Below are 13,165 nucleotides of genomic sequence, written 5' to 3'. Positions count from 1 at the left end.
GGTAACAATCAAATGTTTCGTGCGTTACCGGGAACGCTCGCCGTCCCGATCTTTCGGGGTTCGGCAACACTGCTCGAGCCACACCGCTGCACCGACGACGGCCACTCCCGCAACCAGCGCCACCATCGCTCCGACCCGATCGGACGACGCGGCCCGCACCGTCGTGGCACGCGGCATCACATACACCAGAAATCCGACACACACCCCGACGACAGCCGTCCCCACCAGCATCGATGCCTTCGCCAGCACCAGTGCCCTGTACACCGTCAACGGATTCAGATCGTGCAGACCGGTGCCCACGCGGTGCTCCGCGATGCGATTGCGGACGATCACCGCGGTCACCACTTCCACCACCGCCACCAGATACAACGACGCCCCGGCGTACACCGGAATCGGCGGTAACGAACCGTAGAAAACCCGGACCAGCAGCCAGGTGCCGACCGAGGCGACCAGGAAAATACCCAAGACATCCCCGACCTTGGTGGGATTGGTCACCACAGGCGATCACCGATGCCGTCGAGACGTACGACTCCGGCACGCTCCTCCGCACTCAATCGCGACAGCAACTCGGTCACCGGCACATCCTCGTCACCGACGCGCAAGGTGGCGTCGGGTTCGACATCCAGCCACGGCAGCAGCACGAACGCCCGCTCGTGCGCGCGGGGATGCGGCAGTAGTAGTCGAGGGTCCTCGCTGATCACGTCGTCGCACACGATCACGTCGACGTCGAGGCTGCGTGGCCCCCATCGCTGTACTCGAACGCGATCCGCCGCTTCCTCGAGTTGCTGCCCCAGGCGCAACCAGTCCCAGGGGTCGTACGCGTCGTCCTCGGCCACCAGGGCCGCATTGAGAAAATCCTGCTGCTCGACGCCACCCCAGGGCGCAGATCGATACACGGCCGAACAGGCCACCAGTCGCGATCCCAATTCTGTTGTCACAGAACGCAAGTGACCGAGCGAGTCGCCGATGTTACTGCCGATCGACAGCACCGCACGCGTCACGTCCGCTCCCGGTACGCCACCACGGCCACGTCCTCGAACGACAGTGGGATGGGGGCAGACGGCTTGTGCAGCACTACTTCCACCGCGTCGACGCGGGAATCGTACGCCAGCACCACCTCGGCGATCTCGGCCGAGACCGTCTCGATCAGGTCCCTGGAAGGTCCCGAGATCACGGCCGCGGCACGTTCGGCCAGTTCGCCGTAGTGCAGCGTCTCGGTCAGATCATCGGTCTCGGCTGCGGGACGAAGACTCATCCACACGGTGATGTCGACGACGAAGTCCTGACCGTCACGCTTCTCGAAGTCGAAGACTCCATGATTACCGCGGACCGTCAGGCCACGTAGTTCGATGCGGTCGCCGCGACGCGTTCCGAGACCGTCGCGGCCACTGATCTCGCTCATGCCCGATCACCCTGCCATGCCTTGACGACGGCGACCGCGTCGAGTGACGCCTGGACGTCGTGCACCCGCACGCCCCAAGCGCCACCTGCGACAGCGAGTGCCGATACGACAGCCGTGGCGATCTCGCGTCCGTCCGGTGGTCGAGGCGAACCGTGTTCGTCGGCCAGAAGCGACCCGAGGAAGCGTTTGCGAGAAGCACCGACGAGTACCGGAAAACCGGCCGCCACCAGCTCGGGTAGGCCGCGAAGCAGTTGCCAGTTGTGCTGGGCGTTCTTGGCGAAGCCGAGACCGGGGTCGAGCACGAGCGCCGATTCGTCGACGCCCGCGGCCATCGCACGATCGACCTGTTCCAGTAGTTCGCTGCGTACGTCGGCAACCACGTCGTCGTACCGGTCGGCCGGACCGGAGTGCCGATACTCGGACCCGGCGGCCCGCCAGTGCATCAGGATCCACGGCAACCCGCCGTCCGCGACCACCCCGGCCATGGCCGAATCGGCTCGTCCGCCCGATACGTCGTTCACTATCGACACGCCTGCCTCGATGGCGGCCTCGGCGACCGAGGCGCGCATCGTATCGACACTGGTCACCACGCCTTCTGCGGCCAGCGCAGCGATCACCGGCACCACACGCTCGGCCTCGAGAATCGGATCGATCCGGTCGGCCCCTGGACGCGTCGATTCACCACCGATGTCCACGACGTCGACTCCGCGGCGATGCATCGCCAACCCGTGCTCGACGGCGGCGTCGACGTCGAGGTACCGACCGCCGTCGGAGAAGGAATCGGCAGTGACGTTGAGAACGCCCATGACGACGGGGGCCGACGGGATACTCCTCGCAGGACTCATCGGGTATCGACCGGTCGCGTCATTTCCGCAGAATCAGGTCCAGTGCTTCCGAACGCGATGCCGCGCTGGACTGCAGCAGACCGCGCACGGCCGAGGTGGTGGTGCTGGCCCCCGGCTTGCGAATTCCGCGCATCGCCATGCACAGGTGTTCGGCCTCGATGACGACGATCGCTCCGCGCGGGTCGAGCTTGCGCATCAAGGCGTCGGCGATCTGACTGGTCAGACGTTCCTGCACCTGAGGGCGCTTGGCGTACATGTCCACCACGCGCGCCAGTTTCGACAGGCCGGTGACCTTGCCGCTCTTGCCGGGGATGTATCCGACGTGTGCGACGCCATGGAACGAGACCAGGTGGTGCTCGCACGTGGAGTACATCGGGATGTCGCGGACGAGTACCAGTTCCTGATGACCCTCGTCGAACGTCGTGTTCAGCGCCGTGTCCGGGTCGGTGTAGAGCCCGGCGAAGATTTCGCGGTAGGAACGCGCGACGCGGGCCGGGGTGTCGAGCAGGCCGGGGCGATCGGGATCCTCGCCGACGGCGATCAACAACTCACGTACTGCGGCCTCGGCGCGAGGCTGGTCGAAGACTGCCCCGGTGGCGTAGGCAACCGTCTGCTCGACCGCGCGCTGGTCGACTGCCGGGACTTCTGCCGAGTCGCTGGTCGACTCGTCGGTCCGATTGACTGACACGTGAACGTACCTCCGTTTGGGCTTCACGAATGTGACGGCTGGGCCCACCTGCAACGGTCCGAAGAGAACAATTGCGGATGAGCCCAACACAGTTCGAACGACGTGCTGGGCCGACCGTCACGATCGACCCAGCAAGCCTAGTGACAGGCCTAGCGGTACGAACCCCCCGGCCCTTCCCAGCGGTGCGTCTGCGGACCTTCGTCGCCGTCGTCCTCGGCTCGCTCGTCGCGCCGCGAATCCTCGGACGAAGTGTCGCCGGAACGGTCGTCGCCGGGAAGCGGGTAGTTCTGCGACGGACCGGGCACCTGCCACGACGGGGCCGACGGCTCCTCGTGGGCGGAACCGTCCGGGTTCTCGCCGTACGGAGGCGCGTGTCGAGACGTCCGACCTTGATCCCGCGTATCCGGCCGGAACGGATCCGGCTGGTACTGCGGCGGTTGGTACGCCTGTTGGCCGGTCGGCGGTTGGTACGACGGCGGCTGCTGATACGTCGGGTGCTGTCGGTAGGTCGGCTGGCCCTGAGGAGGCTCGTACCGATTCTGTTCCGGCCGATCCGATTCCGGCTGCTCACGACTCGGCTGGTTCTGGGCCGGCGGAGTGGTCGGGCCTTGGTAGCGCGGGACCGACGGCTGATCGCGCGGCGGCCAGCCCGGAGCAGACCATCCTGCCGGAGCGCCGTAATCGGGCCGTGAACCCGAGTTGGGGGCCGGCCGTGGTTCCGGTCTGCGATAGCCCTCGGAGTAGCCGCCCTCGTTGGGAGCACCACCGTTGGGAGCACCACCGTTGGGAGCGCCACCGGTGGGAGCACCACCGTAATTGCCGTTGGGGCCACCGCCGTTGTAGCCGCCACCATGCACCGGGCCGCCGTTGCTCGGGGCACCGTTGCTCGGAATCCCGTTGGTCGGGACACCGTTCGTGGGAGCGCCGTTCGTGGGAGCGCCGTTCGTCGGGGCACCGTTGACCGGGCCGCCGTTGTATCCGTTGCTTCCGTTCGGGTAGCCGCCCTTGCTCAGCTGCGGCGAACCGGAGTAGCTGGGCTGCGGAACCTGTTGCGGCGGAAGCTGTTTCGGAGCCGGCGGTACCGGGGGCCACGGCTCGCCGCGCTCGGCAGCGAGTTCGCGCGGAGTCTTCACCGGCGGCTTGTCCGAGGGCTTGCGGTCACCGAAGTCGTTGAACAAGGTGATCCGCGGGCGCTTGGTGACGCTGTGGAAGATCTTCTCGAGGTCCTTGCGGGTGAGCGTCTCACGTTCGAGCAGCTCGGACGCGAGCGTGTCGAGCAGGTCGCGGTACTCGTTGAGGATGGCCCACGCTTCGGTGTGCGCAGCTTCGATGAGCTTGCGCACCTCCTCGTCGATCTCGCGGGCGACCTCGTGCGAGAAGTCGGACTGCTGGCCCATCGAACGGCCGAGGAACGGGTCGCCCTGTTCCTGCCCGTACCGAACGGCTCCGAGCTTGCTGCTCATGCCGTACTCGGTCACCATCGCGCGGGCGATCTTGGTGGCTTGGTCGATGTCGGATGACGCACCGGTGGTCGGCTCGTGGAAGACGAGCTCCTCCGCCGCGCGGCCGCCCATGGCCATCACGAGACGAGCGATCATTTCCGACCGCGTCATCAGGCCCTTGTCGTCCTCGGGCACCGTCATCGCATGGCCGCCGGTACGGCCGCGCGCGAGGATGGTGACCTTGTAGACCGGCTCGATATCGGGCATCGCCCACGCGGCGAGTGTGTGTCCACCCTCGTGGTACGCGGTGATCTTGCGCTCGTGCTCGCTGATGATGCGGCTCTTGCGACGCGGACCACCGACGACGCGGTCCACCGACTCCTCGAGGGAAGCCTCGGTGATGACGGTGCCGTTCTCACGCGCGGTGAGCAGTGCCGCTTCGTTGATGACGTTGGCCAGGTCTGCACCCGACATTCCGACGGTTCGCTTGGCGAGACCCTCGAGGTCGGCGTCCTGAGCAACGGGCTTGCCTGCCGAGTGCACCTTCAGGATTGCTCGACGGCCGGCCAGGTCGGGGGCACCGACCGGGATCTGCCGATCGAAGCGGCCCGGACGCAGCAGCGCGGGGTCGAGGATGTCGGGGCGGTTGGTCGCGGCGATGAGGATCACGCCGGTGCGCTCACCGAAGCCGTCCATCTCGACGAGCAACTGGTTGAGCGTCTGCTCGCGCTCGTCGTGCCCGCCGCCCATACCTGCACCGCGCTGGCGACCGACGGCGTCGATCTCGTCGACGAAGATGATGCAGGGGCTGTTCTGCTTGGCCTGTTCGAAGAGGTCGCGTACGCGGGATGCACCGACACCGACGAACATCTCGACGAAGTCCGAGCCCGAGATGGTGAAGAACGGGACGCCCGCCTCGCCTGCGACGGCGCGTGCGAGCAGCGTCTTACCGGTTCCGGGAGGGCCGTAGAGCAGCACGCCGCGCGGAATCTTGGCACCGAGCGCTTGGTAGCGCGCCGGGTTCTGCAGGAAATCCTTGATCTCGTACAGCTCTTCGACAGCCTCGTCCGCACCTGCTACGTCGGCGAAGGTGGTCTTGGGCATGTCTTTCGTCAGCTGCTTGGCCTTGGACTTGCCGAAGCCCATGACTCCGCCGCGACCGCCACCCTGCATGCGGCTCATCACGAAGATGATCACGCCGAGGATCAGCACCATCGGAAGGATCAGCAGCAGGAAGGAGCTGAACCAGCTTTCCTGGGTGACGGTGGTGTTGTAGCTGTCGAGGCCCTGTGAGTCGACCTTGTCGAAGATCTGCTCGGACGCCGAGTCCGGGTACTTCGCGATGATCTTCGTCTCGTTGTCGGTGGCGTCGGAGGCCTCTTTGAGTGTCAGCCGAACCTGTTGCTCACGGTCGTCGATCTGCGCGGACTCGACGTTGCGATCATCGAGCTGGGCGATCGCCACCGAGGTGTCGACCGTCTTCCAGTCCCGCGTGTCGTTACCGAAGTAACTGAAGGCATAGATCACCAACAGAATGCCGAAAACGATGGCAAGATTTCGTATTACTGTCTTCCGATTCATACAGCTTCAGCCGACTCGGCCGTGTCCTTTCAGTCCGCTCCCGCGCGCTGGCTGCTCCCTGCCCGCCGGATACTCCAGGCTAGCGCGAGACTCGGACATCTGACTCGCTCATACCTGGCGCTCTGCGTCCACGCACCTGTTTGCGTCGACGCTTCTTCCCCTCCAACGACCGCACTCCCCCGGCAGTTCCCCACCTCTTCGGCACCCTATCCGCATCGATGGACCATTGCATACGTGTCGGCGCGGCAATGGTCCATTCACGCGGGGCGGTTCACTCGAACCGGGTGGACCGAACGACTCGGCTCAGCTGTAGACCTTGGGGTCCAGCAGGCCGATGTACGGCAGATCTCGGTAGCGCTCGTTGTAGTCGAGGCCGTATCCCACGACGAACTCGTTGGGGATGTCGAAGCCCACGTTCGCGACCTCGACGTCGACCTTGATGGCGTCGGGCTTGCGCAGCAGCGTCACCACCGACAGCGAGGCAGGCGAGCGGGTCGCGAGGTTGCGCTTGAGCCAGCTCAGCGTCAGACCGGAGTCGATGATGTCCTCGACGATCAGCACGTGGCGTCCGGTGATGTCGCGGTCGAGGTCCTTGAGAATCCGGACGACGCCGGAGGACGACGTCGACGATCCGTAGGAGCTGACCGCCATGAACTCGAGCTGCGCCGGGATGGGCAGCGCCCGGGCGAAGTCGGTCATGAACATGATCGCGCCCTTGAGGACGCCGACCAGGAGCAGGTCGCCTTCCGGGGAGCCTTCGGGATACCGCTTGGCGATCTCTTCTGCGAGTTCCGCAGTGCGCGCTTTGATCTGTTCCTCGGAAATGAGAACCGATTCGATGTCGCCCTCGTACACGGGGTTTCCCTTCATTCGTTCTCCAGGCCGACGCTCAGCCTGCCACGTCGACGCGAGCACACCAACCTGGCGTCGGGCGTTCCTCCTGGCAGCGCAACCCCGCCCTGGCCAGTCCACCGTCCGACAAGGGCGTCGACGGCTCGGAGCTGTCGATCGGTCGACGACGTCACTCCCCGGCCGAGCAACCATCGGCGCAGCACTCGGCGGCGTACTGCGGGGGCTAGCGACTCGATCGCCGACACCTCGATGTCCGGCCCATCGGTGTCTGCAACGGACCCGGCAAGCGAGTCGAGCACGTCGCCGTCCTCACGCAACTGCTCGGCCGTCCGAGCCAGCGCAGCGGCGACGCCGCCGCCCAGCACGTCCTCGAGCAACGGCAACACCTCGTGGCGCAGCCGCACCCGAGTGAAATCGGTATCGGTGTTGTGCGGATCCTCGAACGGCTCCAGCCCCAGCTCGACGCATGCGGCCCGGGTGATCGCCCGCCTGACTCCGAGCAGCGGACGGCCCCACGGTGCGGCGAACGCCGTCATGCCCGCAATCGACCGCGGCCCCGATCCGCGGCCCAACCCGAGCAGCACCGTCTCGGCCTGATCGTCGAGAGTGTGCGCCACCAGCACCGACGCGTCGCCGCGGGCGAGATTCAACGCGTCGTACCTGGCTCTGCGGGCCGCTGCTTCCGTCCCTCCGGAACCGGTGACGTGCACCGGCAGAACCCGGGCATCGACCACACCCAACTCCAGCGCCCGTGCCGCCGCCGTCGCCGCGACCTCGGCCGAACCTTCCTGAAGTCCGTGGTCGACTATCAGCGCACGCACGTTCGGGGCCTCGGCCACGGTCGCGGCCGTCAAGGCGAGCGAATCCGCGCCACCGGACAAGGCAACGGCAACCGGACCGGGGTGCGCAGCGAGCCACGCCCGCACCGCATGCCGAATCTCCAGCAGGGCTGGGCCCTCGGGCAATCTGGGTCGTTCCGCGGGCTCCACTCCCTCGGGCAAGAGCACTAGCCCAGAACTCGCGCGATCCACGCGTCCGGGTTCTCGATCTCCGACAGCAGCGGCAGCGTGTCGGGACCCGTCCACACGGTGTTGAAGCGCTCCATCCCCACCGCGGCGACGACGTGATCGACGAATGCCTTGCCGCGGACGTACTGCGCCATCTTCACGTCCATCCCCAGCAATGCCCGGACGACGCGTTGGAGCGGGTTGACCTTGCGTCGTCGCCGTTGGTCGAATGCACCGCGAATCTGCGTCACGGTCGGCACGACGGCCGGCCCGACGGCGTCCATCACGTGGTCGGCGTGGCCTTCGAGCAGAGTACCGAGCACCAGGAGCCGATCGATGGCGTCGCGCTGCGGCTGGGGTTGGGTGGCGCGCAGCAGGCCGACGATGCCCGCGTCCTCCGATTTTGACGTTCCGCTCGGATTCTTGCGGGCCTTCAACGCACCGGTCAACCGATTGGCGACGTCCGACAGTGGCTCGTCGGTGCCGTCGGAGAGCACCCCCACGTTCTCGCGCATGTAGCCGCCGAGCCACGGCGCGGAGGAGAACTGCACTCGGTGCGTCACTTCGTGCAGGCACACCCACAGGCGAAAGTCGCTGGGCGAGACGCGCAGTGCGCGTTCGACGGCAATCACGTTCGGTGCGACCAGCAGCAGAGTTCCGTTCTCCCCGGTGAACGGATCGTATTGTCCCAGAATGGCACTGGAGAGAAACGCCAGCATCGCGCCCGCCTGAAGTCCTGCGGGTTTTCCGCCGAGGAGCCCCGACGGTGGCGTGTCGTCGTCGTCCCCGGTGAGGTGCTTCATCGACGACGCGGCCGCGGCGATCCAGCCTGCTCGATCGACCACCTGGGCGTCGGGCACCGGGAGTCCGTCGGCCAGACCGGTGGTCTCGCGAACCGGTCCCTCGGCTCGAATCGACGCGGCGGCAAGCTCTTCCACGGCCGCATCGGCGGTGTAGCGCGAGGTGGCCGGACCCGGCCGGGCCAGCTTTGCCCCGGCCTTGGCGGCTACCGACCAATCGACCGCACCGGCGAACCCGGACGTGCTCTCGTTCTCGTCGGCACTTGCCGCTGATGCTGACTTCACTGGCATCCACACAATCTCAAGGTCGATGCCACGGCATCGAGGGCGGGGCGACTGACCTCGGGTGGCCGGTCGTTCGACATCAGCGCGAAGGTCAGCACACGGCCGTCGACATCGACGACGTATCCCGCGAGAGCGCTTGCATTGGAGAGGGTTCCGGTTTTGGCCCGCACCCAACCCGCTCCGGTTCGATCCCCCGAGGCATACCGATCCGACAGCGTTCCGGTGGCCCCGGCGACGGGCAGGTAGTCGAGCATCGGACGCAATGTCGGCTGTTCGGTTCCGGCGGCCGAGGTCAGCACCTGATCGAGCAGTCGGGCCGGGATCTTGCCGTCCACCGACAGCCCACTGGCATCCTCCAGGGCCAACCCGGCCATGTCGAAACCTGCCGTGTAGAGAGTCTGTCCGATGGCCGCCACCGCGCCGGAAAAGCTTGCTGCCGTGTTCATGTCGATCGACAGTTCGCGGCCGACCGCCTCGGCGAGGACGTTGTCGGAGCGATAGATCATCTGCTGCAAGCGGTTTCGCAATGGGGCGGACTGCACCGACGCCAGCTGGTCGGCGCCCTCGGCGGCCGTACCCGTCGTCACCGCCGCCGGATCGACGCCCAGTCCTGCCGCCAGTGCGCGGCCCACGTCGAGCGCCGGAGTGGTGCTGCGGGGTGACTCGTCGACGAGCGGATCGGACCTTCCGCCGTCGAGCATGATCGGTTCGATCGGGGTGATGGAACCGGCGGCGATGTCGGCTGGAAACCAGCCCTGCGCCATGGTGTCGCCGGAGTAGATCGAGGTGTCGACGCTGATGCTGCGTACCGTCGTTCCGCTGCGGCGGATCTGCTCCACGAGATCGTCGATGCGGGCCGCACCTGGATAGAACCCGACGGTGCCGACCGGCAGTGCGGTGAGCGTGGGGTCTCCGCCCGCGATCAGCACGATGTTTCCTTCGCTGCTGCCCTGGACGACGCGAGTGGTGACGCGGTGGTCGGCGGGGAGCGCGAGCATCGCCGCGGCTGCGGTGAGCACCTTGGTCGTCGAGGCCGGAGTCATCGGTGCATCGGGGTTCCGGGACCACAGAACCTGGCCGGTCCGTGCGTCGGCGACGGTCCCGGTGAAGGTGCCGAGATCGGAATCGTCCACCACACCGGCCAGTGCGCCGGCCAGTCCCGCCGAGCTGGGCGACGGGGCGGACTCGGGAAACGCAGTGATCTTCGGGTTCGGCAGCACGGTGTCGGGCGGCGGCGCGATCGCGGTCTCCGCGCCGTCGGACACCGACGGGAGCACGAGCGCCGCGGTGGTCACGGCGAGGATCACCACGAACACAGCGCACAGCGTCAGGATCAACCGCTTCTTCCTGCGCCGCCGGCCCGCTGTGGGACCGAGGAACCGCCGTGTCAGCCCCGCCACCGTTCCTCCGTCATTGCCGTGGTCGTACCCATGATCGTCCAGTCAACAGTATCCTCGGGTCCGGTAGCCTTGCGCCGCCACCATCGAGACATTCGCAACCGCTCGGGCCCCTGCGGCTCGACGAAGACAGTAAGGACTGCACGTGCCGTTCGACGTCACCATCGAGATCCCCAAGGGGCAGCGCAACAAGTACGAGGTCGACCACGTCACCGGACGTGTACGCCTCGACCGCTACCTCTACACCGCGATGGCGTATCCAGCCGATTACGGTTTCATCGAGAACACGCTCGGCGAGGACGGCGATCCGCTGGACGCACTGGTGCTGCTGCCCGAGTCGGTCTACCCGGGTGTCATCGTCGAGGCGCGACCTGTCGCGATGTTCAAGATGGTCGACGAAGCGGGCGGCGACGACAAGGTGTTGTGCGTGCCTGCAGGTGACACCCGCTGGGATCACATCCAGGATCTGAGCGACGTATCGACGTTCGAACTCGACGCGATCAAGCATTTCTTCGTTCATTACAAGGATCTCGAACCCAACAAGCACGTCACCGGGGCAGACTGGGTGGGGCGCGCAGAGGCCGAGGCCGAAATCGCCGCATCGTTCAAGCGCTTGACGGACAATCCGGGTCACTGATCGTTTCGGCACTACACACTTCGTCTCGGCCGCGCGCCGACGAAACACAGTTTGGGGAGACCTATGACCGACAGCAGTTCCAACGGCGCCGCCGGTGATCGGCGCAATCTCGACTCGCGGGCGATCTCGGATCCGACGCAGTTCCCCGATCTGCCGGTGACGGTCGTTCTCGACCGAATTCCGGTGCCGATCCTCGCTGTCGATCCCAGCGGTGCGATCGTGTTCGCAAACGAGGCCTTCGACGATCTGTTCGGTCTCGACCGCACCGAACGCGTGGACTTCCACCTGCACGACATCTTTCCCGACCGGGCACCGGAGGGGGTCAACGTCGCCGACATGTTCCTGACGACGGTGGCCACCCGCGCGGATTCGCTGTGGCGGATGACCGACAAGACCGGTGACGTCGTTCAGGTACGCGCCAGCAAGTCGATCCTGCGCCGCACCGAGGACACCATCGTTCTCGTCGCGCTCGAGGACTTCACGGACCAGTTGTGGAACGACCCCAAGAGCGCCTTGCGCTGATCGTTCTCCCCGAACGAATGACGGTGTGTGTCGGCTGATCAATCGCCGGCATACACCGTCGTTCTGTTTCCACCCGCGTGCTTGGACTCGTACATTGCCGTGTCGGCATCGAGCAGCACGTTGCGCACCAGCTCGGCTGCGGCGTACGAGGACACGGCCGCTCGCCACCGATCGGCATCGAGTACGGCGACACCGATGCTGACCGTGACCGGCACGTCGTCACTCGCATCGTGCACCGCCTCGCGAATATCGTCTGCGAGGTGGTCGGCCGAGTCGCCGCAGACCGGTACCGCGATCGTGAACTCCTCGCCCCCGGTGCGCGCCACGCAGGGCCGTCCACCCGTCGCGGCGGTGAGGCGCCGGGCCGTTCGGCGTAGAACTCGGTCGCCCACGGCGTGACCGTAGGTGTCGTTGACCAGCTTGAACTGATCGAGATCGACCACCATCAGCGCCGCCGACTGCTCCTCGGTCAAACGGGCCATCATTCGGTCCAGCCGAAGTTCCAGGCCTCGCCTGTTGAGCAGGCCCGTCAGAGAGTCGGTATTGGCGAGGTCGAGCTGGCGCTGAATGACGGCTCTGAACGCCAGCACCGAGTTGACCACCAACACCGTCACCAGTGCCCGCGCGACGATCGACGCGGGATCGCCCGGCTGCTCGACGACGGCCAGCACGGCGAGCAGAAGAATCACGGCGTTGACGAATGCGGTATGAAATTTGAGGACGTTGCGCCGGGAGAAGTAGGCGATGTAGGTGCCGATCACCGAGAACAGGGCTGCACCGTACAAAGCCAAGCTCCGGTCGGCAAAGGTGAGCAGCATGACCGCGACGCCCACGTCGGCGTAGATCACGAACCACCCGGGCATGTGCGACGCATCGACCGAGCGCAGCCACCACCACGCTCCCACCGGCACGGTCGAGAGCAGCACGATCATGCAGATCACGACGGCCGTCGCGCCGACCGGGCCGTCGGCGGACAGCATGATGATCGAGCCGATCAACCCGAAGGACGGAACGAGAAATGCGATTCCTCTCGCAACGCGGCGTTCGAGCCGAACCGAACCCGATCCTGGTCCCCGGTCGGAGGACCGGGGAGGTCTGTCGTGATCGGTTGGCACCACATTCCCTCCGTCCGTTCGGGCAGTTCGAGCGTCCGGGTAAGGCATCGCCTGCGTCCCGATCGTCGCTGGGATCACGAGCACGGGACGAACTCGCGATCCGACGTTGTTCAGGTTCCTCGCGGCTCAGACGTTACCCGTGCGCTGATCGGGTAGGTCCGGCCTGACGGTTTCGTAATCGGTCAAGAATCGGTCCAACAGCCCGACCAGCGCCGATCTGTCGTCCCTGTCCCATTTCTCGATGACTCGCCCGAGCGCCTCGGTTCGGCGTTGCTGAATCGCCGCGGCAACTTCCTGGCCCGACTGCGTCACCGCGAGGACGAAGGCCCGACCGTCCCGTTCGTCGGGCAGCCGCTCGACGTGTCCCAGTTCGACGAGCTGAGCCACCTGCCTGCTCACCGTCGACGGATCCGAATTCACCATGGCGGCAAGCTCACTGGACCTCATGGGCCCGTCACGCAAGAGCCGGAACAGACAGACGTAGGCGGCACCCTCGACGCCACCCGACGACGAGATCTGCGCGATGTTGCGCTCGCGTAGACGCTGCAATCGAACCAGCTGGGTGCCCAACTCCTCGGCGAACTCGACCACG

The 13,165-nt window shown here is 66.3% G+C and carries 14 protein-coding genes; 2 read left to right on the top strand and 12 right to left on the bottom strand.

Going from position 1 to position 13,165, the window contains the following annotated elements; all coding sequences use genetic code 11:
• Positions 1-24 precede the first annotated feature (24 nt).
• The 10 genes from CH294_RS13380 to dacB all read right to left on the bottom strand — a co-directional run bounded on the left by CH294_RS13380 (position 25) and on the right by dacB (position 10,302).
• Positions 25-495, bottom strand: coding sequence for a DUF3180 domain-containing protein (locus CH294_RS13380; protein WP_094738405.1), 471 nt, complete (start codon positions 493-495; stop codon positions 25-27).
• Positions 492-1,001 carry a 2-amino-4-hydroxy-6-hydroxymethyldihydropteridine diphosphokinase gene (folK, locus tag CH294_RS13375; protein ID WP_032380128.1) on the bottom strand — a complete coding sequence of 170 codons (510 nt, stop codon included), beginning with the start codon at positions 999-1,001 and terminating at the stop codon, positions 492-494. Before folK ends, CH294_RS13380 begins: the two co-directional genes overlap by 4 nt.
• The gene (gene folB, locus CH294_RS13370) at positions 998-1,402 is read right to left on the bottom strand and encodes a dihydroneopterin aldolase (protein ID WP_094738214.1); all 405 of its coding nucleotides are present in this window, start codon (positions 1,400-1,402) and stop codon (positions 998-1,000) included. Before folB ends, folK begins: the two co-directional genes overlap by 4 nt.
• Positions 1,399-2,247: a dihydropteroate synthase gene (gene folP / locus CH294_RS13365; RefSeq protein ID WP_170944710.1), complete on the bottom strand. Its 849-nt coding sequence runs from the start codon at positions 2,245-2,247 to the stop codon at positions 1,399-1,401. The genes folB and folP overlap by 4 nt, the downstream gene beginning before the upstream one ends.
• Positions 2,248-2,266: 19 nt before the next feature.
• Positions 2,267-2,935, bottom strand: coding sequence for a GTP cyclohydrolase I FolE (gene folE / locus CH294_RS13360; protein WP_032403781.1), 669 nt, complete (start codon positions 2,933-2,935; stop codon positions 2,267-2,269).
• A 149-nt stretch (positions 2,936-3,084) separates the two neighbouring features.
• Positions 3,085-5,958, bottom strand: a complete 2,874-nt coding sequence (gene ftsH / locus CH294_RS13355) for an ATP-dependent zinc metalloprotease FtsH (RefSeq protein WP_094738213.1) — start codon at positions 5,956-5,958, stop codon at positions 3,085-3,087.
• A 303-nt stretch (positions 5,959-6,261) separates the two neighbouring features.
• A complete protein-coding gene (gene hpt, locus CH294_RS13350) occupies positions 6,262-6,813 on the bottom strand; it encodes a hypoxanthine phosphoribosyltransferase (RefSeq protein WP_032380712.1) in 552 nt (183 codons plus the stop codon).
• Positions 6,814-6,824: 11 nt separating this feature from the next.
• Positions 6,825-7,811: a tRNA lysidine(34) synthetase TilS gene (tilS, locus tag CH294_RS13345; RefSeq protein ID WP_249305266.1), complete on the bottom strand. Its 987-nt coding sequence runs from the start codon at positions 7,809-7,811 to the stop codon at positions 6,825-6,827.
• A 5-nt stretch (positions 7,812-7,816) separates the two neighbouring features.
• Positions 7,817-8,908 carry a zinc-dependent metalloprotease gene (locus CH294_RS13340; protein WP_170944709.1) on the bottom strand — a complete coding sequence of 364 codons (1,092 nt, stop codon included), beginning with the start codon at positions 8,906-8,908 and terminating at the stop codon, positions 7,817-7,819.
• Positions 8,899-10,302 (bottom strand): D-alanyl-D-alanine carboxypeptidase/D-alanyl-D-alanine-endopeptidase, encoded by a 1,404-nt coding sequence (dacB, locus tag CH294_RS13335; RefSeq protein WP_094738210.1) that lies wholly within the window; start codon positions 10,300-10,302, stop codon positions 8,899-8,901. The genes CH294_RS13340 and dacB overlap by 10 nt, the downstream gene beginning before the upstream one ends.
• Before the next feature lie 142 nt (positions 10,303-10,444).
• Between dacB and CH294_RS13330 the strand changes: the two genes are divergently transcribed.
• Both CH294_RS13330 and CH294_RS13325 read left to right on the top strand, forming a co-directional pair.
• A complete protein-coding gene (locus CH294_RS13330; protein WP_032380124.1) occupies positions 10,445-10,936 on the top strand; it encodes an inorganic diphosphatase in 492 nt (163 codons plus the stop codon).
• Between the two features lie 63 nt (positions 10,937-10,999).
• Positions 11,000-11,458 carry a PAS domain-containing protein gene (locus CH294_RS13325; RefSeq protein ID WP_032380123.1) on the top strand — a complete coding sequence of 153 codons (459 nt, stop codon included), beginning with the start codon at positions 11,000-11,002 and terminating at the stop codon, positions 11,456-11,458.
• Between the two features lie 38 nt (positions 11,459-11,496).
• Here the strand turns inward: CH294_RS13325 and CH294_RS13320 are convergent, their stop codons facing one another.
• Together CH294_RS13320 and CH294_RS13315 are read right to left on the bottom strand one after the other, a co-directional pair.
• Positions 11,497-12,573 (bottom strand): GGDEF domain-containing protein, encoded by a 1,077-nt coding sequence (locus tag CH294_RS13320; protein ID WP_249305265.1) that lies wholly within the window; start codon positions 12,571-12,573, stop codon positions 11,497-11,499.
• A gap of 126 nt (positions 12,574-12,699) precedes the next feature.
• Positions 12,700-13,164, bottom strand: coding sequence for a MarR family transcriptional regulator (locus tag CH294_RS13315; RefSeq protein ID WP_032403760.1), 465 nt, complete (start codon positions 13,162-13,164; stop codon positions 12,700-12,702).
• Between the last annotated feature and the right edge of the window lies 1 nt (position 13,165).

Source organism: Rhodococcus sp. 14-2483-1-1 (genome assembly GCF_002259335.1).
In the GTDB taxonomy this organism is placed as follows: domain Bacteria; phylum Actinomycetota; class Actinomycetes; order Mycobacteriales; family Mycobacteriaceae; genus Rhodococcoides.
Note: the sequence above shows the minus strand (reverse complement) of the source record. Positions and strands in the feature narration are given on the sequence as shown.

Excerpts from the sequence above, each read along its gene's own strand:
- folB (WP_094738214.1), bottom strand. The coding sequence starts at position 1,402 with ATGAGCGAGATCAGTGGCCGCGACGGTCTCGGAACGCGTCGCGGCGAC.
- folP (WP_170944710.1), bottom strand. The coding sequence starts at position 2,247 with ATGAGTCCTGCGAGGAGTATCCCGTCGGCCCCCGTCGTCATGGGCGTT.
- ftsH (WP_094738213.1), bottom strand. The coding sequence starts at position 5,958 with ATGAATCGGAAGACAGTAATACGAAATCTTGCCATCGTTTTCGGCATT.
- CH294_RS13340 (WP_170944709.1), bottom strand. The coding sequence starts at position 8,908 with ATGCCAGTGAAGTCAGCATCAGCGGCAAGTGCCGACGAGAACGAGAGC.
- CH294_RS13325 (WP_032380123.1), top strand. The coding sequence starts at position 11,000 with ATGACCGACAGCAGTTCCAACGGCGCCGCCGGTGATCGGCGCAATCTC.